The organism is Burkholderia sp. BCC0097, from assembly GCF_902832985.1.
Lineage (GTDB): Bacteria > Pseudomonadota > Gammaproteobacteria > Burkholderiales > Burkholderiaceae > Burkholderia > Burkholderia orbicola.
In genome coordinates this window covers 76,642-96,162 of sequence record NZ_CADFDM010000013.1, presented here as the reverse complement: position 1 = coordinate 96,162, position 19,521 = coordinate 76,642, and the positions used below count along the sequence as shown (strand labels likewise).

Genomic DNA, 19,521 nt, shown 5'->3' with positions numbered 1-19,521 from the left:
GCCGGAGGGCGGCGCCACACGATACGTATAACGAAACGAGAGAGATCGCATGAGCGCACGCACGGCCCGCGAGGCCGACTTCATCACGCACGACGGCGAAACGCTGTTCTATCGTCACTGGCCCGCCACGGGTGCACGCTGCCGCGGCGCCATCGTGCTGCTGCATCGCGGGCACGAACACTCGGCGCGCGTCGCGCACCTCGTCGACGAGCTCGACCTGCCGGATTTCGCGTTTTTTGCGTGGGACGCACGCGGTCACGGCCGCTCGCCCGGCGCGCGCGGCTACAGCCCGAGCGCGGCCGCATCGGTGCGCGACCTGCAGACCTTCGTCGAGCATATCCGCGACACGCACGGCATCGCGATCGAGGAGTTGGCGGTAGTCGGCCAGAGCGTCGGCGCGGTGCTCGCGGCGACCTGGGTGCATGACTACGCGCCGCCGATCCGCGCGCTCGTCGTCGTGTCGCCGGCATTCCACATTAAGCTCTACGTGCCGTTCGCGCGGCCCGGGCTGCGGCTGATGCACAAACTGCGCGGGCTGTTCTACGTGAACAGCTACGTGAAGCCGAAATTCCTCACGCACGATCCCGAACGGATCGCGAGCTACGCGTCCGATCCGCTGATCACGCGGCCGATCGCGGTCAACATGCTGCTCGACCTGCACGATACCGCGCAGCGCATCGTCGCCGACGCGGCGGCGATCACCGTGCCGACGCTGTTGCTGATCTCGGGCGCCGACTGGGTCGTGCATCGCGGCCCGCAGGACCGCTTCTTCGAGCGGCTCGGCGCGGCGCGCAAGGAGCGCATCGTGCTGCCGGGCTTCTATCACGACACGCTCGGCGAGCGCGACCGCGCGCAGGCGCTCGCGCCGCTGCGGGCGTTCGTGCTGCGCGAGTTCGATGCGCCGAGCCCGCGCGTGTCGCTCGCCGATGCCGACCGGCGCGGCGCTTTCCATGACGAATACGCGGCGCTCTCCCGGCCGCCGGCGAACGTGTTCGCACGAGCGTACTGGGCGCTTACGCGCGCCGGCCTGAAAGCCGGCGGCGCGCTGTCGGACGGCATCGCGCTCGGGTTGCGGCTCGGCTTCGATTCGGGCTCGACGCTCGACTACGTGTACCGCAACCGCGCGCAGGGGCGGCTGGGCATCGGCGCACTGATCGACCGGACGTATCTCGATTCGCCGGGCTGGGTCGGCATTCGCCAGCGCAAGGTGCATCTGCAGGAACTGATCGGCACGGCGATCGGCCGCCTGCGCGGGAACGGCACGCCGGTGCGGATCGTCGACATCGCCGCCGGCCACGGGCGCTACGTGCTCGATGCGATCGCGACGGCTGCCGAGCGCGACGGCGCGGCGCCCGACGACATCACGCTGCGCGACTACAGCCCGCCGAACGTCGAGGCCGGGCGCGTGCTGATCGCGCAGCGCGGCCTCGAGCCGATCGCGCGCTTCGAGCGCGGCGACGCGTTCGACGAGACGTCGCTCGCGACGCTCGAGCCGCGGCCGACGCTGGCGATCGTGTCGGGCCTGTACGAGCTGTTCGGCGAGAACGCGCTGATCGAGCGCTCGCTGCGCGGGCTCGCGCAGGCCGTGCCGCCGGGCGGCTATCTCGTCTATACGGGGCAGCCGTGGCATCCGCAGCTCGAATTCATCGCACGCGCGCTGAACAATCATCGCGGCGAGTCGACCTGGGTGATGCGTCGCCGTTCGCAGGCCGAAATGGACGAGCTCGTCGCGCGCGCGGGGTTCCGCAAGCTCGACCAGCGGATCGACGAGATGGGCATCTTCACGGTGAGCCTCGCGCAGCGGGTCGACGCGTCATGAGCGTGCTCGGCGGCGACGCGGGCGCGGGGGCGAGTGACGGACTGGCCGAACCGGCGCCTGGCGCGCGCGACGCGTCGTTCGTGTTGCGCCTGGGCTGGCTCGCGGCGATGGGCGCCGTGTTCTTCTCGACGTACGGCTTCGCGAACTGGCTCGCCGCGCGCCGCGCCGCGGTGCCGACCTTCGCGTTCGGCTGGGAGCATGCGATCCCCTTCGTGCCGTGGACGATCGTGCCGTACTGGTCGATCGACCTGCTGTATGCGCTGTCGTTCTTCTTCTGGACGCGCCGCGATGATCTGCTCGATCACGTGAAGCGGCTGCTGACCGTGCAGCTGGTGTCGGTTGCGTGCTTCATCGCGTGGCCGCTGCGCTTCGGCTTCGAGCGGCCCGATGCGGGCGGCATGGCCGGTGCGCTGTTCACGCTGCTGATGGGCTTCGACAAGCCGTTCAACCAGGCGCCGTCGCTACATATCGGGTTGCTCGTCGTGCTGTGGGCCGCCTATGCGAAGCACCTGCGCGGCACGTTCGCGCGCGTCGTGCTGCATCTGTGGTTCGCGGCGATCGGCGTGTCGGTGCTGACGACTTACCAGCATCACGCGATCGACGTGCCGACCGGGGCGGCCGTCGGCTGTCTCGCGCTGTTCCTGTTTCCGCCGCGCGATGCCGCGGGCCGGCTGCCGGGCGCCGATGCGTCGCCGTCCGCGGCCGCTCGCGCGCTCGCGCGCCGCTATGCGTTCGGCGCCGCGCTGGTCGCACTCGTGGCGCTGGCGTGCGTGCCGCGCGCGCCGGGCTGGGCACTGGCGGCTGGGTGGGGCGCGCTGGCGCTCGCCTGCGTTGCGTGGGCCTACCGGCGCGGCGCGCCCGGCGCATTTCAGAAGGATGTGCACGGGCGGCTTCCGGTCTTCATCGGCTGGCTGCTCGCGCCGACGATCGCCGGCGCATTCGTCAATTCGCGGTTGTGGACGCGCCGGCAGCCCGCGCCGGTGCGGATCGACGAGCGCGTGTCGATCGGCCGGACGCCGACCACGCGCGACATCCGGCGCCACGGCTTCACCGCGCTGGTCGACCTGACCGCCGAGATGCCGCGTTGGGCGGCGGCCGACGCATCGCTCGCGTATGCGTCGGTGCCGCAGCTCGATCTCGTCGCACCGACGACGGTGCAGCTCGCGCAGGCCGTCGAGGCGCTCGAACGCCTGCACGGCGAAGGGCGCGACGTGCTGGTCTGCTGTGCGCTCGGCTACGGGCGCAGCGTGCTGTGCGCGGCCGCGTGGCTCGCAGCGCGGCGCGGGTTGACCGATGCGCGCGACGCGCTGGCCGCGGTGCGTGCGGTCCGGCCACGCGCGGTGTGGTCGGATGACGGCGTGGCCGTGCTGCAGCAGTGGATCGATCGCCGGCGCGGCGCGGGGCAGCGGTGATGCGCGATCCGTCCGCTCCGTTCAGGATTGCCGCCGCACGCGGCGCGCTCGATGCGGGCGCATGGGCGCTCGCGGCAGCGCTGGTCGCGGCCGGAGCAGGCGGGTGGATCGCGGCGGGCTGGGCGGCGCCGACGCTTGCCCGTGTGCTGCTGGCCGTCGTCAGCACGGGGTCGGGGATCGCGGCACTGTGGTACGCGGTGCGCATCGCGATCGACCGGCGACTGTTTGCCACGCTCGCGTGGGCGGTGGACGGCGATGGGGCGGTCGACGACCCGCTCGCGGCGCTTGACCGCGCGCTCGCCGACCTGGGCTGGATCGACGCGGCGAAGGCCGGGCGCACGCTCGACGCACGCGTGCGCGGCGCGGTCGGGCTGTGCCGGGCCGCCGTGCTCGTGGCGATCGTGCAGTGGCTCGTCGTCGGGATCGCGGTCGCGGTGTCGCCGATCGGCTAGCGATGCGCGGTGCCGGTGCGCCGCGATCGTGTTCGGTTGGTTTCCTGCAGTGTCGGGTTCGGATGCGCGGCCGGTACGTTCTTCGTAAGGGCGTCGTTGGCCGACCGTTTCACGCTGCCGGTGAGGATAGCCGGCCGCAGCGCCCCTGTCGAATGCGGCCGATGCGCCGACCTGCCGCGCGCGGGCCGTATGCGTCGTGCATGCGCGTCATCGCGGAGGCCGAGGTTGGGCGAGGGCGGTGCAAGCGCGCGATCGATGGAAATCGGCCCTGCGCCAGCGTGGTCCCAAGCTCCAGCTTGGACTTCGCGATTTCGGCCCTCGTCGCGCCGCTGCCAGCCCCAGCGCGGATGGCGTTGCCGACGAATTGATCCAGGTCAGTTTTTCACCAAGAAAATACGTCGCGCGACGCGCGATTGCGGTAGCATACGCGCCGCTCGCGGCAGCGCGTTCCGGGCAGCTCGCCACGGAACGGGGCCGATGTCCGGCCAGCCGAACCGCGCCGGCAGTATGCCGTTCCAGCCATCCGGCGGCGACGGCGCAATTCTTGCCATTCACTCTTCCTGCGCGGCATTTCCAACCGAATTGAGATTTTTTTCGCTTCTCAGTCGCGAATCACGGTAAGTTTTGTTCTATTTTTGAGATAGTGTGACAAATGGGCGGCCGCCGGTGCCAGGTGGCTCCCAGCGCGACGAACCGGTCATTGAATGATCCGCCGCGTCGTTCCGATAAATGCAATCAGGCCATAAATGAGGGGAAGCAGAGGGGATGTGCACTCACGGGCATAGCTGCTTTGCGCGCGTCGGTTTCGACGCGCAGGATGACCGGACGATCGTGACGAAGCGGAGCGGCGCATGAAGCCGGCCGTGTCGCTGTTCGTCCTGGCTGCCGCGATGACCGGCGCTTTCCACACGGCCGCGCTGTCGGCCGCGCCGGTGCCGGCCGCCGCTTCGACGGCGGCCGCCGATCACGCGGCGGTGCCCGATGCAGCGCCAGCCGCGGTGTCCGCGACCGCGCCGGTCGCGCCGACCGGGGCCAGCGCGCCGACCGCCGGCCTGCCGGCGACGACCGTGCGCATGCCGTTCGCGTCGCTCGGCGCGTTCGATCCGCTGCGCCTGCGCGGCGCCGACGACGCGCGCACGATCAACGCCGGCGTGCGGCTCGACCGCGTGATCACGGGGGCGCGCCTGCGCCTGACCTACGCGTATTCGCCGTCGCTGGTCTTTCCGTTGTCGCACCTGAAGGTGTCGGTGAACGGCGAGGTGATCGCGACCGTCCCGTTCGATGCCGCGCGTGCGGGCCGCACGGTGACGCAAGAGATTCCGATCGATCCGCGCTATTTTTCGGATTTCAACCAGATCGGCCTGCGCCTGATCGCGCACTACACGCTCGACCACTGCGAGGACCCGACGAATTCGGCGTTGTGGGCCGACGTGAGCCCGACGAGCGAACTGATCCTCGACGAATCGCCGGTGCGCCTGCCGAACGATCTCGCGCTGCTGCCCGCGCCGTTTTTCGACCGGCGCGACAACGGCCGCCTGCGGCTGCCGTTCGTGCTGCCCGCCACGCCCGATTCGGCCACCCTGCGCAGCGCGGGCGTGCTCGCGTCGTGGTTCGGCGCGCTGGCCGACTACCGGCATGCGCGCTTCCCGGTGTCGGCGGCGCTGCCGGCCGACGACCAGGCCGTCGTGGTCGGCACGGCCGCGACGCTGCCGGCCGGTCTCGCGCTGCCGCAAGTCAACGGCCCGCTGCTCGCGGTCGCGGACAACCCGTCCGCGCCGGGCCGCAAGCTGCTGGTCGTCACGGGCCGCACGGCGGCCGAGGTCGACGACGCGGTCGCGACGCTCGTGCTCGGCCGCGCGGCGCTGTCGGGTCAGGCGGCGACGGTCGCGCACGTCGATCTCGGCGCGCCGCGCAAGCCGTACGACGCGCCGCGCTGGCTGCCGGTGAACCGGCCGATCGCGTTCCGCGAACTCGTGAACGATCCGCGTCAGCTGGAAGTGCGTGGCACGACGCCCGACGCGATCCGGCTGAACCTGCGCGTGCCGGCCGATCTGCATTCGTGGAACGGCGCGGGCGTGCCGATCACGCTGCGCTACCGCTACACGGCGCCGACCGTGCAGGACAATTCGACGCTGGCGGTCGAGATCAACGATCAGCTCGTGAAGTCGTACCGGCTCGGGCCGGCCCATGCCGAAGATGCGCACGGCCGCATGCAGCTGCCGCTGCTGGCGGTGCCGGAAGGGCGCGTGACGAGCGACGTCGACATTCCCGCGTTCCGCGTCGGCAGCGGCAACCAGCTGCAGTTCCGCTTCACGCTCGATTCGCAGAAAACGGGCCTGTGTTCGAGCACGGCCACCGAGCCGCAACGCGCGGCGATCGATCCCGATTCGACGATCGACTTCTCGCACTTCGTCCATTACGCGCAATTGCCGAATCTCGCGTTCTTCGCGAACAGCGGCTTCCCGTTCACGCGCTTCGCCGATCTGTCGCAGACGGCCGTCGTGCTGCCCGACCGGCCGTCGCCGCAGGAACTCGAGGCCTACCTGACGATGCTCGGCCACATGGGTGAATGGACCGGCTTTCCGGCGCTGCGCGTGCAGGTGGCGCGGCCCGGCGACGTCGCCGCATTGTCGGGGCACAAGGATCTGCTCGTGATCGACGGCTCGCCGGCGTCGCCGCTGCTCGCGCAATGGCGCGCGGCGCTGCCGCTCGCGATCGGCGAGCAGGGCGGGGCCGGCGGCGCGGGTGCGACGCGCGTCGCATTCACGGTGAAGGAGCGCTGGCGCAACGGCGTGGGCCTCGCCGACGGCGGCGCGCACATCGAACAGACGGGCCCGCTCGCGGCGCTCGCCGGGTTCGAGCTGCCGGGTAGCCGCGGCCGCAGCGTCGTCGCGCTGACGGCGACCGATCAGCCGCGCCTCGGCGATCTGCTCGACGTGTTCGAGAACGGCGGCCTCGTGTCGCAGTTGCAGGGCGACCTCGCGCTGGTCCGGCCGGGGCAGGTCGACAGCCTGCGGGTCGGCGAGCCTTACGTGGTCGGCTTCGTGCCGTGGTATGCGCGTGTGTGGACGGAGGCGGCGCGGCATCCGGTCGTGCTCGGCGCGGTCGGCGTCGTCGCGGGGCTGCTGCTCGCGCTCGGCGTGTTCAGCGTGCTGCAGCGAATCGCGGCGCGTCGCCGGGGGATGTAACGGATGGCGCGGGCAATGACGAAGCGACGGGCAACGCAGCCGGCGCGGCGTGTCGGCGCGACGCTCGCGCTGGCGGTCGCGGTGACGTGCGCGGCGGCCGGCATGGCCACGCGCACGCACGCGGCGGCGGCCAGTGCAGCCGATGCGGCGAGCACGGGATGCAGCGTGGCGTGGCCGCGCTGGGACGCGTTCAAGCGTGACTTCATCTCGGCCGACGGCCGCGTGATCGACGTCGGCTCGGCCGATTCGCGCACGGTATCGGAGGGGCAGGCGTATGGACTTTTCCTCGCGCTGGTCGCGAACGACCGGCGCATGTTCGACACGATCCTCGCATGGACCGAGAACAACCTCGCGCAGGGCGACCTGAGCGCGCACCTGCCGGCGTGGCTGTGGGGCCGCGCGCCCGACGGCGCGTGGCGCGTGCTCGACGCGAACCCGGCGTCGGACGCCGACCTGTGGATCGCGTATGCGCTCGTCGAGGCCGGGCGGCTGTGGCACGAGCGCAGCTATACGGCGCGCGGCGCGCTGCTCGCGAAGCGCGTGCTCGACGCCGAGACGGCGACCGTGCCGGGCCTCGGCCTTACGCTGCTGCCAGGCCCGACCGGGTTCAAGCTGGCCAACGGCCAATGGCGCTTGAATCCGAGCTATTCGCCGCCGCAGGTGATTCGCGGGCTCGGCGCCCGGCTGCCCGACGACCGTCGCTGGGCCGCGCTGGCGTCCAGCACTGCTCGCGTGCTGCTCGACACCGCGCCGAAAGGTTTTTCGCCCGACTGGGCGCTGTATCGCGCGGGCAACGGTTTCGGGCCCGATCCGCAGACCCATGCGGAAAGCGCGTACAACGCGATCCGCGTGTACCTGTGGGCCGGCATGCTCGACCGCGCCGATCCGCTCGCCGCGCCGCTGCTCGCGAAGTTCGCGCCGTTCGCCGACCATATTGCCGTGCATGGCGCGCCGCCGGAGAAGGTCGATACGACGACGGGCGTCGCGGGGCCGAACGACGGCAACGGCGGCTTCTCCGCGGCCGCGGTGCCGTTCCTCGACGCACGCGGCCAGCACGCGCTCGCGGATGCCCAGGCAACCCGCGTCGATACGCTCGCGCGCCAGTCGGCGCCCGGCTATTACACGAGCGTGCTGACGCTGTTCGGCCTCGGCTGGCGCGACGGCCGCTACCGGTTCGGGACGGACGGCACGCTCGACACCCGCTGGGGAGGCCGTTCGTGCGCCGCCCGCTGAAGTGTGCCGCGCCGCACGTCGCGGGATTCGCGTGGCTCGCGTCGTCGGTGTGCGCCGCGGCGCCAGGCGCGGCCTCCGGCGTGGCGATCCCGAATCCGGCGACACCGGCGACTTCGGCTGCCGCCGATGCGCGGCGCGAGCTCGACACCGCGCGGATGTGGGGCATCAAGCATCGCGACGACCTCGCGCGTGATGCGCTGCGCAAGGGTTTGCTGATCGCGCCGGGCGATCCCGAACTGCTGGCCGAACAGGTGCGTGTGCTGCTGCGGCTCGGCGACGCGAAAGGCGCGCAGGCGTCGCTGGCGCGACTGCAGGCGCAGTCGCCGAATGCGCCGGCCACGCGGCGGGTGGCCGACGAATACCGCGTCGCGACGAGCGGGCGCGGCGAGATGGCGCAGATCCGGCTGCTCGCGCGCAGCGGACGCGCCGACGAGGCGGCCCGGCGGATCGTCGCGCTGTTTCCGAACGGCGCGCCATCGGGCGCGCTCGGCGCCGAGTATTACCAGATCGTGTCGAATGCGCCGGGCGGGCGCGAGCCGGCGATCGCCGCGCTGCGCCGCGCGGTCGCCGCCGATCCGCGGGACACGAGCGCGTCGATGGCGCTCGCGCGGCTGTTGAACCAGCGCGCCGACACGCGCGCGGAAGCGAACCGGATCGCATGGTCGCTCGCGAAGCGCGCCGACGCGGATCATACGGAAGCGATGGCGCTGTGGCGGCGCGTGCTGCAGTCGGCCGGCAGCGACCCCGCGTATCTCGATGCGCTGCACGCGTATCTCGCGCTCGCGCCGGACGACACCGAATTCCGTGATCGCGCCGCCGGCCTCGACCAGCAGCGCGACGCGCAGCGCCGGCTCGAACGCGATCCCGACTACATCGCGCAGCAGCGCGGGTTGCAGGCGCTCGCGCGCGGCGACCTGGCCGCCGCCGACCCGCTGCTCGCGCGTGCCGCGCGGGCGCGCCCGGACGACGCCGATGCGCTGGGCGGGCTCGGCCTGCTGCGTCTGCGCGAAGGGCGGCACGACGAAGCGCGCGCGCTGTTCGCGCGGGCCGCGGCGCGTGCGACCGACCAGCGCGGCAAATGGCAAGGCCTCGCGCGTACCGCGCAGTTCTGGGGGCTGCTCGCCCAAGGCCGCGAAGCGGCCAGTGCGGGCCGCCCGCGCGATGCCGAGCGCGCCGCGCGTGCGGCGCTCGCGATGCAGCCGGACAACCCGGACGCGAAGCTGCAGCTCGCCGATGCGCTGCTCGCGCAGCGCGACTGGGCGCAGGCGGAGCCGTTGCTGCGCGGCTTGCTGGCCGCGCGTTCGCCGAGCCTGTCGGCCGTGCGCGACACGGCCACGCTGTATGAAAACACCGGCCGCGCGGACCGCATCGGCCCGCTGCTCGATGCGCTGCAAGGGCGTGTGACGGGCGCCGACGATCGCCGTGCGCTCGACGGCCTGCGTGGCGACGTGCTCGCGAACGAGGCGCGCGCGCTGGCCGACAAGGGCGCGCGCGGGCCGGCCGCGCAACGCTACGAGGCGGCCGTGCGCGCGGCGCCCGATGCACCGTGGACGCGCTTCGCGCTCGCGCGCCTCTATCGCGACATGGGGTTGCCGCAGCTCGGCCGCACGGTGATGGACGACGGGCTCGCGCTGAGCGATACGCCCGAGATGCGTTACGCGAACGCGCTGTACCGCAACTCGCTCGACGATGTCGCGGGCGCTCAAGCCGCGCTGGCGCCGGTCGACGATGCGCACCGTTCGGACGGGATGCGGGCGCTGGCGCGCAAGCTCGATGCCGAAAGCGCGCTGGCCGACGCGCGCGGCGCGCGCGCACGCGGCGACCGCGCGGCCTTCGCCGCCACGCTCGCGCACGCGCAGGCGAGCGCGCCGGACGATCCCGACATGCTGGCCGCGATCGGCGCGCAGTGGATCGACGCGGGCGAACCGGAACGCGGCCTCGCGCCGCTGCGCGACTGGATCGCCGCGCATCCGCGCGAAGCCGACGCTGACGTGCGGCTGCGCTACGGCGATCTGCTCGGCCGCGCGGGGCGCGACGATGCGCTCGCCGCGTGGCTCGACACGCTGCGCCGCGATCCGGCGCTGACGCCCGCGCAGACGGCGCGACTGGAGGATCAGTCGCTGCGGCTCGTGCTGCGGCAGACCGACGACGCGATCGCGCGACAGGACTATGCCCAGGCGCGCACGCTGCTCGATCGCGCGAGCCCGGCCGGCCGGGCGGACAAGCGTTATGCGCTCGAACTCGCCGACCTCGAACGCGCGCAGGGCCATTACGACGCGGCGCGCGAGGCGCTCGCACCGGTCGTCGCGCGCACGCCGGACGACGCCGATACGCAGCTCGCGCTCGCCCGGATCGACGAGGACAGCGGCAACCGTGCCGCCGCGCGCGAGCGCGTGCAGGCCGTGCTGGCGCGCACGCCGGATGACGACGTCGACACGCAACTGTCGGCCGTGCGCCGCCTGAACGCGCTGCGTCGGCCGGACGAAGCCGCGCAGGTGACCGAGCGGCTGCAGGCCGCGTATCCGGCACGCGCCGACGTGACGGTCGCGGCCGGGCGCGTGGCCGAGGCGCAGGGCCGCTATGACGACGCGGCGTCGCTGTACCGGTTGTCGCAGTCGCAGGAACGCGCGACGGGCGTGAGCCCGGGCCGCGACGGGCTCACGCCCGCGCAGGCCGCGTTCGCGGATCTGCAGCAGCGGCGCAATCCCGAGATCGAGACCGGCTGGATACCCGCGTACAAGTCGGGCGACGAAGGCGTCTCGTCGTATCGCGCGCAGCAGGTGCCGATCTACATGCAGATGCCGATCCGCTACGACGGGCACGTGTTCGCGCAGATCGACACCGTGCATCTCGACCCGGGCACGCTCGATACGAGCGTGCCGGGCGCGTATTCGCTCAAGACGTTCGGCACGTACGCGGCGCTCAGGGCGCAGCCGGATCCGCAGGCCGCCGCGCTGATCGCGAATCCGCCGGGCTCGCTGCACCAGTCGACGACGGGCGTCGCGCTCGGCGCCGGCTATCTGTCGGACGCCTGGCGCGTTGATCTCGGCACGTCGCCGCTCGGCTTCCCGGTGCATTACCTCGTCGGCGGCGTGCGCTATCGCTTCGACGCGGGCCCGGCGAGCTTCTCCGTGAATGCGTCGCGACGGCCGGAAACGAGCAGCGTGCTGTCGTACGCGGGGATGCGCGACCCGTGGACGGGCGCGGTGTGGGGCGGCGTGCGCCGCGACGGCGTGAATCTGCGCGCGTCGGTCGACGTCGGCCGCACGAACCTGTTCGCGGAGCTCGGCGCGGGCGTGCTGTCGGGGCGTAACGTCGAACGCAACGCGGAAGTCACGCTGCGCACCGGCTTCACGGTGCCCGTGTACGAGCGCGCGGCGATGAAGGTCAGCACGGGGCTCGTCGGCAATGCGTGGCACTACGCGCAGAACCTGCGCTACTACACGTACGGGCAGGGCGGTTACTACAGTCCGCAGCGCTATCTGTCGCTCGGCGTGCCGATCGAATGGGCGGGGCGGCACGATGCGCTGTCGTGGGACCTGACCGTCACGGGCGGGATCTCGAACAGCTACGAGAAGGATTCGCTGTATTACCCGACGTTTTCGGCCCAGCGGGCCGCGCAGGTGGCGGCCGGGTTCGTCTATGCGGGCAGTTCGACGCGCGGCGTGTCGTTCTCGTACGGCGTGAACGGCATCGTCGAGTATCGCGTGAACCCGCACCTGAGCGTCGGCGCGCAGTTGCAGATCGACCGGTCGCACGACTATGCGCCGAGCTCGGCGCTCGTCTACCTGCGTTATGCGTTCGACGCGCGTGCGTCGCGCAGCTGGCTCGTCACGCCGACACCCGTGCGACTTTATTCGGATTACTAGGGGAACGCCGTGACTACGGAATTCGATGCCACCCGCTCCATGCCCGGCGCCACCGGCGTGGCCGATCGCCTGCGCGTGCTGCTGCGCATGGGGGCGGCGGGCGGCCGTGCCGGCGCCTTGAGCCGGCTCGCGATCGACGGCCTGCCCGACACCTGGACGCAACTGGAAGCCGGCGGCCTTTACGCGATCTACGCGGCCGGCGGTACGCCGGCCTGCGATGCGCTCGTCTGGGAAAGCGCGCGCCAGGCGCGCACGCGCGACGTCACGATCGTGCTGGCGCGCGATCCGGCGCGCGTCGCCGCGCAGATGGCATCGCTCGGCTTCGCGGGTGGCGTGCAGCCGGCCGGCTGGCCGCGCAACCTGAACGTGCTGGCGATGCCGGCGGCGGTCGAGCCGGTCGACGATGGTGCCGACGCCGGCGCAGCCGGCAACGCACCGCGCCGCGCGGCGCCGGGCCCGTTCGCGCGGCTGGCCGGCGGCTTGCGCGCGATGAAGCGCTATGGATTTCACGCGCGTTCGCTGTATTTCGTCGAAGGCGCCCAGCGCTGGTTCAGCTGGGACGATCCGGTCGCGCTCGCGGACGAAGCACACGCACTGGCCGACTGGTGCCGTACGCGCCGGATCGCGCTCGTGCTGCTGCTCGACCCTGAAGCGACCCGCGCGGGCGGCGACGCGCGCGCCGACGATGCGCCGCTCGTGCGCGATGCCGATCGCACGCCGCGCAGCGGCTTCCACGGAATCTGTTCGGGCGTCGCGCAGTTGCAGCGCACGCATGGCGAACTGCTGTGGGTGGTCGATTTCTGGCGCGCGGGCGAGACGCTCGCGGCCGGCGAGGTGCGGCCGCTGCGCTTCGCACCGGGCGGCCGGCTGTCGGCGAGCGTCGATGGCGGCGCGACCGAATCGGCACGCCGGATGAAGCTCGCGAGCGACGAGGATCGCGTGGTGGTCAGCCGCGCGGTGCTCGACGGCGCGAGCCGCGTGCCGGACGGCTGGGAGATCGTCGACGACAACGCGGCCGTCGTCGCCGCGTGCGCGAGCGCGCAGGCCGCGACCGCGGTGCTCGTGTTCCGCTCGCACGCGCAGCTCGAAGCGCTGTGCGCGGACGTGCACGCGCTGCGCCGTCAGTGCGGCGGCGCGCTGAAGATCGCGGTCGTCGAGCGGGGCGAGGTGCTGCGCCAGCAGTTCGAGATGCTCGTGCTGAGCGTCGGCGCGAACCGGGTCGTCGCGCGCGACCTGCCCGTCTCGCGGATGCAGGCCGCCGTGCACGCGCTGCACGGCCAGCTCTACGCGCGGCCCGTCGCGGCCGACTACCGCGCGGCGCTCGCGGCCGCGCTCGGCGATTCGGTGCTCGGTTATCTGCCGGTCGGCGCGTTCTGCCAGCGGATTCGCGCGGTGCTCGATCGCGGCGCGGTGCTCGCGCTGCCGCATACGCTCGCGAAGCTCACGCTGTTGCCGGGCGTATCGCACGTCGACGCGCTGCGGCACTGCCGGCCGCGCCGCGCGGGCGACGTCGTGACGGCCGATGCCGGGCACCTGTTCGTGTTCCTGTTCGCCTGCGAGCCGGTCGACGCCGAGGACGCGCTCGCGCGGATCTTCGAGGTGCCGGTCGATACGCTGTCCGACCGCGTCGTGTGCCTCGGGCAGGGCAGCATCGACACCGAGCTCGACGCGCTGAAGGCCGAGAACCGGCGCGCGCCGATCGCCGATTACAGCGACCTGTTCGCGGCGACGCGGCCGGCGGGCGCCGCCCGCGCAGCAGCCGCGCCCGTCGAGCCCGGCGCGGCATTGCCCGATGCGGGCGAGGTGAGCGACGCGATCGACGCGATCGATACCGTCGTCGCGCTCGACGCGATCGGTGTGCCGCAGGCGTCCGTGCCCATCGCCGTCGACGCGTCGCCGCCGGAGCCCGTCATTTCCGCCGCGCGTGCGCGCGGCGCCGTCCGCAGCGCGATGCCGTTGCGCAAGCAGGAGGACGCATGATCGCCGAACTCGTCATCGGCTTCATCGTCGGTATCGTGATTGCGGTACCGGTGTGGATCCTCGCGCAACACCTCGGCATTGGCCGCGGCTTCCATGCGCCGCGCGGCATCGACCGGCGCGACGCGGTACCGTGCGAGCTCGTGCCGGTCGCGCTGCGCGGCCGCCTGCTGCCGGGCGTCGGCGCCGACGAAGCCGACACTCGCAACAGCAAGGCGGCACGATGAAGACGATCGCCCTCACGTCGACGACGGGCGGCGCGGGCCGCACGACGCTCGCCGCCGCGCTCGCGGTGCTGCTCGCGCGCCGCGGCCGGCCGGTCGTCGCCGTCGAATTCGATGCACAGAACCTGATGGGCGCGACGCTCGGCCTCGATACGCTGGCCGAGCACGGTCTGGCGCATAGCCTGCTGGGCAGCGCCGAACCGTGGCACGCGCATACGTGGCGCAACGCCGACGGCGTGCTGTTCGTGCCGTACGGGCAAGTCGATGCCGCCGGCGCCGCCGCGTGCGATGCGCGGCTCGTGGCCGATCCGGCGTGGCTGTCGCGCGCGCTCGACGAGATCGCGCTGCCGGCCGATGGCGTCGTGCTGGTCGACACCGCCCGCTATCCGTCACCGCAGGCCGGGCAGGCGATCCATTGCGCGGATCTGACGCTCGTCGTCGTGCCGCCGGAGCCGGTCGCCTGCGCGACGACGGCCGCGCGGCTCGGCGCGCTGCGGGCCGGCGGCGGCGAACTGCAGATCGTCGTGAACCGGCTGAATCCGGCGCGTGACATGCAGCGCGACGCGCTGGCGATGCTGCGCGCGGTCGCGGGGCCGGCATCGATGCTCGAACAGCGCATCCACGTCGATGCGGCCGTGCCAGAAGCGCTCGCACGCGGCAGCTGGATCTTCGACGACGCGCCGTATTCGCAGGCGTCGCACGACCTGAACGGCGTCGCGAACTGGGTCGATACGTGGCTGACGGCAGCCGTTGCCGGCCGTACCGGAGCGGCGCGATGAAGGCCGCGCTCGGGGCGCGACTGCGCGCGTTCGGCCGTCGCGTGGCCGACTGGTGCGCGCGCGGCATCGGGCTGCCGGCGCAACGCACGCGGGTGGACTGGCTCGTGCGGCTGTTCTTCCACGCACCGCCGCCCGGCCGGCCCGATCATGTACGCCTTTGGGTGCGCGTCTCGTTCCTGCGGCTCGCGCACGACTGGGGCGTGCTGCAGCCGCTCAGCGTGCGCGAATGGCTGTGGCGCGCGATCGTGCGCGCGCCGCACCCGGCCGACGGCCGGCCCGCGCGCGATCCGCTCGCGTGGTTCGACAAATTCGTGGTGCCCGTCTACGTGGCCGGGCGTGCGGTCGGCCGGCGCATCAACGCGATGCTCGAGCGCCTGCCGTGGACGCGCTGGGGCGGCTGGCTCGATGCGCGCGCGAACGGCGTCGGCCGGCGCCGCTGGCTCGCGCCGCTGCTGCTCGTGGCCGGCGCGGTGCTGTGGGCCGCGGCCGGGATGTCGCCGCTGATGCCCGGCGCGCAGTTCGCGTTCTTCGCGATCGTCGCGGTGCTCGCGCTCGCGTTGCGCCGCCTGCCGGGCCATCTGCCGACCCTCGCGCTCGCGTCGCTCGCATTGCTCGCGACGGTGCGTTACGTGTGGTGGCGCACGACTCAGACGCTCGACTTCCGCAGCCCGGTCGAAGCCGTCGCCGGCTACCTGCTGTACGGCGCCGAAGCCTATACGTGGATGATCCTGCTGCTCGGCTTCGTGCAGACCGCGTGGCCGCTCGACCGGCCCATCGTGCCGCTGCCCGGCGATCCGGACACCTGGCCGACCGTCGACGTCTATATCCCGACCTACAACGAGCCGCTGTCGGTCGTGAAGCCGACCGTGTTCGCCGCGCAGAGCATCGACTGGCCGAGCGCGAAGCTGCGCGTGTACCTGCTCGACGACGGCCGGCGCCCGGAGTTCGCGGCATTCGCGGCCGAGGCCGGCATCGACTACCTGACGCGCGACGACAACCGCCACGCGAAGGCCGGCAACATCAACCGCGCGTTGCCGAAGACGCACGGCGAGTACATCGCGATCTTCGACTGCGATCACGTGCCGACGCGCTCGTTCCTGCAGACGACGATGGGCGTGTTCCTGCGCGACCCGAAGTGCGCGCTGGTGCAGACGCCGCACCATTTCTTCTCGCCCGATCCGTTCGAGCGCAACCTCGGCACGTTCCGCGAGATCCCGAACGAGGGCAACCTGTTCTACGGCCTCGTGCAGTCGGGCAACGACCTGTGGAACGCGACGTTCTTCTGCGGCTCGTGCGCGGTGCTCAAGCGCAGTGCGCTGGAGGAGGTCGGCGGCGTCGCGGTCGAGACCGTGACCGAGGACGCGCACACGGCGCTCAAGCTGCATCGGCGCGGCTATACGTCGGCGTACCTGCCGACCGTGCAGGCCGCCGGCCTCGCGACCGAAAGCCTCGCGGGCCACGTGAAGCAGCGCACGCGCTGGGCGCGCGGGATGGCGCAGATCTTCCGCATCGACAACCCGTTCCTCGGGCGCGGGCTCGGCCTGATCCAGCGGATCTGCTACGGCAACGCGATGCTGCATTTCTTCTACGGGATTCCGCGGCTGATCTTCCTGACGATCCCGCTCGCATACCTGTTCTTCCACCTGTACTTCATCAACGCGTCATCGCTCGCGCTCGCGAGCTACGTGATCCCGTATCTGGTGCTCGCGAACGTCGCGAACTCGCGGATGCAGGGGCGCTACCGGCATTCGTTCTGGGCCGAGGTCTACGAATCGGTGCTCGCGTGGTACATCGCGCTGCCGACCACCGTCGCGTTCTTCAGCCCGAAGCACGGCAAGTTCAACGTGACCGACAAGGGCGGCAAGATCGACGAAGGCTACGTCGACTGGTCGACGTCGAAGCCGTATCTGGTGCTGTTCGCGCTGAACGTGCTCGCGATCGTCGCCGGCCTGTGGCGGCTCGTGGCCGACCAGGGCGACGAGGCGTCGACCATCCTGATCACGCTCGGCTGGACCGTGTACAACCTCGCGATGCTCGGCGCGGCGCTGGCGGTTGCGCGCGAGACCAAGCAGGTGCGCGTCACGCACCGGATCGCGATGCGCGTGCCGGCGATGCTGCTGCTCGCCGACGGCTCGACCGCCGCATGCTTCACGAGCGACTACTCGACCGGCGGCCTCGGGCTCGAAGCGGTGCCGGGGCTGCCGCTCGCCGTAGGCGACACGCTGACGGTGTGCGTGACGCGCGGTGACCGGGCGTTCCCGTTCCCGGTGCGCGTGACGCGGGTGACGCCGACTCATGTCGGCGTCAGCTTCGAGGCATTGACGCTCGAACAGGAACGTCAGCTCGTGCAATGCACGTTCGGCCGCGCGGACGCGTGGCTCGACTGGCACGAAGGCGCGCGGCCCGACACGCCGCTTGGCGGGCTCAAGGAAGTGTTGCGGATCGGGCTGGACGGCTATGTACGAATGTGGAAGGGTGCGGCGCGCGGCGTGCAGGCGATGCTCGCGCCGAAACTCGATCGCGCGCGCGACTGACGCGGCGCGCATCATGGAGTGGGTTAGATGACGTTCTGGAATCTGTATTTCATCCTGAAGTTCGCGCTGTTCGCGACCGGGCGCCTGCAGCCGTTCTGGCTCGCGAACCTCGCGTTCGCGGTGGCGCTCGTGGCGAGTGCGCCGATCCGGTCGCGCGCATGGCGCATCGTCCGGCAGGTCGTGGCGATCGCGATCGCGGTGCCGTTGCTCGCGCGCGAGCTGCATGCGCCGTCGCTCGCCCGTCTCGCGGAGGCCGCGCGCGAAGTCAGCACGTTCCGCCTCGACTACTGGATGGAGCTGCTGCCGCGCCTGCTGCCGCCCGTGCTGGCGCTGACGATCGTCGGCGTGCTGATCGTCTATTTCATCGTCAATCGCTGGCTGCGCGTCGCAACGTTCGTGGTGGCCGTGCTGGTGGTGATGCCGCTGTGGCAGGCCGGCAGCGGGCTGATGGCGCGCGTCGTCGCGCCGGCCCAGCCGCAGGCGAACGTGGCGGGCGCCACGCGCGTCGACCAGCCCGAGGATCACAACGCGGCGCTCGCGACGTTCCGCGCGCAGGAGTCGCAGCGGCAGGTCGCGTTCGGCCATCTCGGCAGCGATCCGGCCGCGCAGTTCGACGTCATCGTGCTGCACATCTGCTCGCTGTCGTGGGACGACCTCGATGCGGCGAAGGTGCGCAATCACCCGATGCTGAGCCACTTCGACTACCTGTTCACGAACTTCAGCACGGCCGCGAGCTACAGCGGGCCGGCCGCGATCCGCGTGCTGCGCGCGAGCTGCGGGCAGGAGGCGCATGCGGACCTGTACAAGAGCGCACCGCAGCAGTGCCACTTGTTCTCGCAACTGGCGGGCGCCGGCTACACGGTGCAGTCGCTTCTGAACCACGACGGCCATTTCGACAATTTCCTGCAGGTGATCCACGACAACATCGGCGTGGCCGATGCGCCGATGATCTCGAACGCGGCCGCGCCGGTCGCGATGCACGCGTTCGACGGCTCGGCGATCAAGGACGACTATGCGACGCTCGCGAACTGGTACGCGCAGCGCGCGTCGGTGCCGGGGCCGGTCGCGCTGTACTACAACACGATCAGCCTGCACGACGGCAACCGCGTCGTCGGCAGCGCGCTGACGAGCATCGACTCGTATCCGCAGCGCGCGACGAAAATGATGACCGACTTCGACCGTCTCGCCGATCTGATCGCGCAATCGGGCCGCCGCGCCGTGATCGTGTTCGTGCCCGAGCACGGCGCCGCGTTGCGCGGCGACAAGAACCAGATCGCGGGGCTGCGCGAGATTCCGACGCCGCGCATCGTGCACGGGCCGGTCGGCGTGCGGCTCGTCGGCTTCGCCGGCAACCACGGCGCGACGACCGTGATCGAGCAGCCGACCAGTTTCCTCGCGCTCGCGCAGTTGCTGTCGAATCTCGTGTCGAACAGCCCGTTCAAGCCGGGTGCGACGCTCGCGCAATACGCGGCCGATTTGCCGCGCACGCGGATGATCGGCGAGAACGAGGGCACGGTGACGATGCAGACGGCCGCGGGTTACGCGGTGAAAACGCCGGACGGTGTATGGATCGACGAACAGTGACGATAGCTGGCGAAGGCGACGACGATCGCCTGTCGCAACCGAACGACGTGATCGGCCTCGCGCGGCATCTGCCTGCGCTCGACCCCGAGCGCTACGTCGACGAACAGGCGCGCCGCGCGTTCGACGCGTCGCTTGATCGCTGGCCGACGCTCGCGAAGCTGATGGGATTGAAGGCCTGAAGGAACGGCGGCCGGGCAGGGGATGCCGGATTTTAATCAGGCGCGGTTGACATGAAACTAGACCGGTCTATATCATTTGGCGCAGCCCCGTCGGGCATAGGCTTCTGGCGATTCCGGCTATTCCGTCGGATAGTCCCCGCGAGCGGTGCATCGGTTTTATTTGGAAAACCACCGCCGTACTGAAGGGCGCATACCTTCGTCAACCTGAAAGCCAGGGACGGCAACGAGTTTGCGTGCACGATCGAGGGCAGACAATCTGCTGTCTTTCGGC

The 19,521-nt window shown here is 71.5% G+C and carries 12 protein-coding genes; all 12 read left to right on the top strand.

Annotation, left to right across the window (positions count from 1 at the left end; all coding sequences use genetic code 11):
* Positions 1–49: 49 nt before the first annotated feature.
* The 12 genes from HWX07_RS33320 (at position 50) to HWX07_RS33265 (ending at position 19,250) form a co-directional block, all read left to right on the top strand.
* Positions 50–1,819, top strand: a complete 1,770-nt coding sequence (locus HWX07_RS33320) for a bifunctional alpha/beta hydrolase/class I SAM-dependent methyltransferase (RefSeq protein WP_175879205.1) — start codon at positions 50–52, stop codon at positions 1,817–1,819.
* Positions 1,816–3,231, top strand: a complete 1,416-nt coding sequence (locus HWX07_RS33315; RefSeq protein WP_175879204.1) for a phosphatase PAP2/dual specificity phosphatase family protein — start codon at positions 1,816–1,818, stop codon at positions 3,229–3,231. The genes HWX07_RS33320 and HWX07_RS33315 overlap by 4 nt, the downstream gene beginning before the upstream one ends.
* The gene (locus tag HWX07_RS33310; RefSeq protein WP_175879203.1) at positions 3,231–3,683 is read left to right on the top strand and encodes a hypothetical protein; all 453 of its coding nucleotides are present in this window, start codon (positions 3,231–3,233) and stop codon (positions 3,681–3,683) included. Before HWX07_RS33315 ends, HWX07_RS33310 begins: the two co-directional genes overlap by 1 nt.
* 851 nt (positions 3,684–4,534) lie before the next feature.
* Positions 4,535–6,871 (top strand): cellulose biosynthesis cyclic di-GMP-binding regulatory protein BcsB, encoded by a 2,337-nt coding sequence (gene bcsB, locus HWX07_RS33305; protein WP_105798496.1) that lies wholly within the window; start codon positions 4,535–4,537, stop codon positions 6,869–6,871.
* A gap of 3 nt (positions 6,872–6,874) precedes the next feature.
* A complete protein-coding gene (gene bcsZ / locus HWX07_RS33300) occupies positions 6,875–8,104 on the top strand; it encodes a cellulose synthase complex periplasmic endoglucanase BcsZ (protein WP_105798495.1) in 1,230 nt (409 codons plus the stop codon).
* Complete coding sequence (locus HWX07_RS33295) at positions 8,089–11,973, top strand: cellulose synthase subunit BcsC-related outer membrane protein (RefSeq protein WP_175879202.1); 3,885 nt, start codon at positions 8,089–8,091, stop codon at positions 11,971–11,973. Before bcsZ ends, HWX07_RS33295 begins: the two co-directional genes overlap by 16 nt.
* 9 nt (positions 11,974–11,982) lie before the next feature.
* A complete protein-coding gene (gene bcsE / locus HWX07_RS33290) occupies positions 11,983–13,953 on the top strand; it encodes a cellulose biosynthesis protein BcsE (protein ID WP_175879201.1) in 1,971 nt (656 codons plus the stop codon).
* Positions 13,950–14,177 carry a hypothetical protein gene (locus HWX07_RS33285; RefSeq protein WP_175879200.1) on the top strand — a complete coding sequence of 76 codons (228 nt, stop codon included), beginning with the start codon at positions 13,950–13,952 and terminating at the stop codon, positions 14,175–14,177. The genes bcsE and HWX07_RS33285 overlap by 4 nt, the downstream gene beginning before the upstream one ends.
* The gene (bcsQ, locus tag HWX07_RS33280) at positions 14,174–14,953 is read left to right on the top strand and encodes a cellulose biosynthesis protein BcsQ (protein WP_175879199.1); all 780 of its coding nucleotides are present in this window, start codon (positions 14,174–14,176) and stop codon (positions 14,951–14,953) included. The genes HWX07_RS33285 and bcsQ overlap by 4 nt, the downstream gene beginning before the upstream one ends.
* Positions 14,950–17,487 (top strand): UDP-forming cellulose synthase catalytic subunit, encoded by a 2,538-nt coding sequence (bcsA, locus tag HWX07_RS33275; protein WP_175879198.1) that lies wholly within the window; start codon positions 14,950–14,952, stop codon positions 17,485–17,487. Before bcsQ ends, bcsA begins: the two co-directional genes overlap by 4 nt.
* 27 nt (positions 17,488–17,514) lie before the next feature.
* Positions 17,515–19,071, top strand: coding sequence for a cellulose biosynthesis protein BcsG (gene bcsG / locus HWX07_RS33270; RefSeq protein ID WP_006476258.1), 1,557 nt, complete (start codon positions 17,515–17,517; stop codon positions 19,069–19,071).
* Positions 19,053–19,250 (top strand): hypothetical protein, encoded by a 198-nt coding sequence (locus HWX07_RS33265; protein ID WP_011694257.1) that lies wholly within the window; start codon positions 19,053–19,055, stop codon positions 19,248–19,250. The genes bcsG and HWX07_RS33265 overlap by 19 nt, the downstream gene beginning before the upstream one ends.
* The last annotated feature ends 271 nt before the right edge of the window (positions 19,251–19,521 follow it).

Bases quoted from the DNA above. Each gene is read 5' to 3' on its own strand.
- HWX07_RS33320 (WP_175879205.1), top strand. From the start codon at position 50: ATGAGCGCACGCACGGCCCGCGAGGCCGACTTCATCACGCACGACGGC.
- HWX07_RS33315 (WP_175879204.1), top strand. From the start codon at position 1,816: ATGAGCGTGCTCGGCGGCGACGCGGGCGCGGGGGCGAGTGACGGACTG.
- HWX07_RS33310 (WP_175879203.1), top strand. From the start codon at position 3,231: ATGCGCGATCCGTCCGCTCCGTTCAGGATTGCCGCCGCACGCGGCGCG.
- bcsB (WP_105798496.1), top strand. From the start codon at position 4,535: ATGAAGCCGGCCGTGTCGCTGTTCGTCCTGGCTGCCGCGATGACCGGC.
- bcsZ (WP_105798495.1), top strand. From the start codon at position 6,875: ATGGCGCGGGCAATGACGAAGCGACGGGCAACGCAGCCGGCGCGGCGT.
- HWX07_RS33285 (WP_175879200.1), top strand. From the start codon at position 13,950: ATGATCGCCGAACTCGTCATCGGCTTCATCGTCGGTATCGTGATTGCG.
- bcsQ (WP_175879199.1), top strand. From the start codon at position 14,174: ATGAAGACGATCGCCCTCACGTCGACGACGGGCGGCGCGGGCCGCACG.
- bcsA (WP_175879198.1), top strand. From the start codon at position 14,950: ATGAAGGCCGCGCTCGGGGCGCGACTGCGCGCGTTCGGCCGTCGCGTG.
- bcsG (WP_006476258.1), top strand. From the start codon at position 17,515: ATGACGTTCTGGAATCTGTATTTCATCCTGAAGTTCGCGCTGTTCGCG.
- HWX07_RS33265 (WP_011694257.1), top strand. From the start codon at position 19,053: ATGGATCGACGAACAGTGACGATAGCTGGCGAAGGCGACGACGATCGC.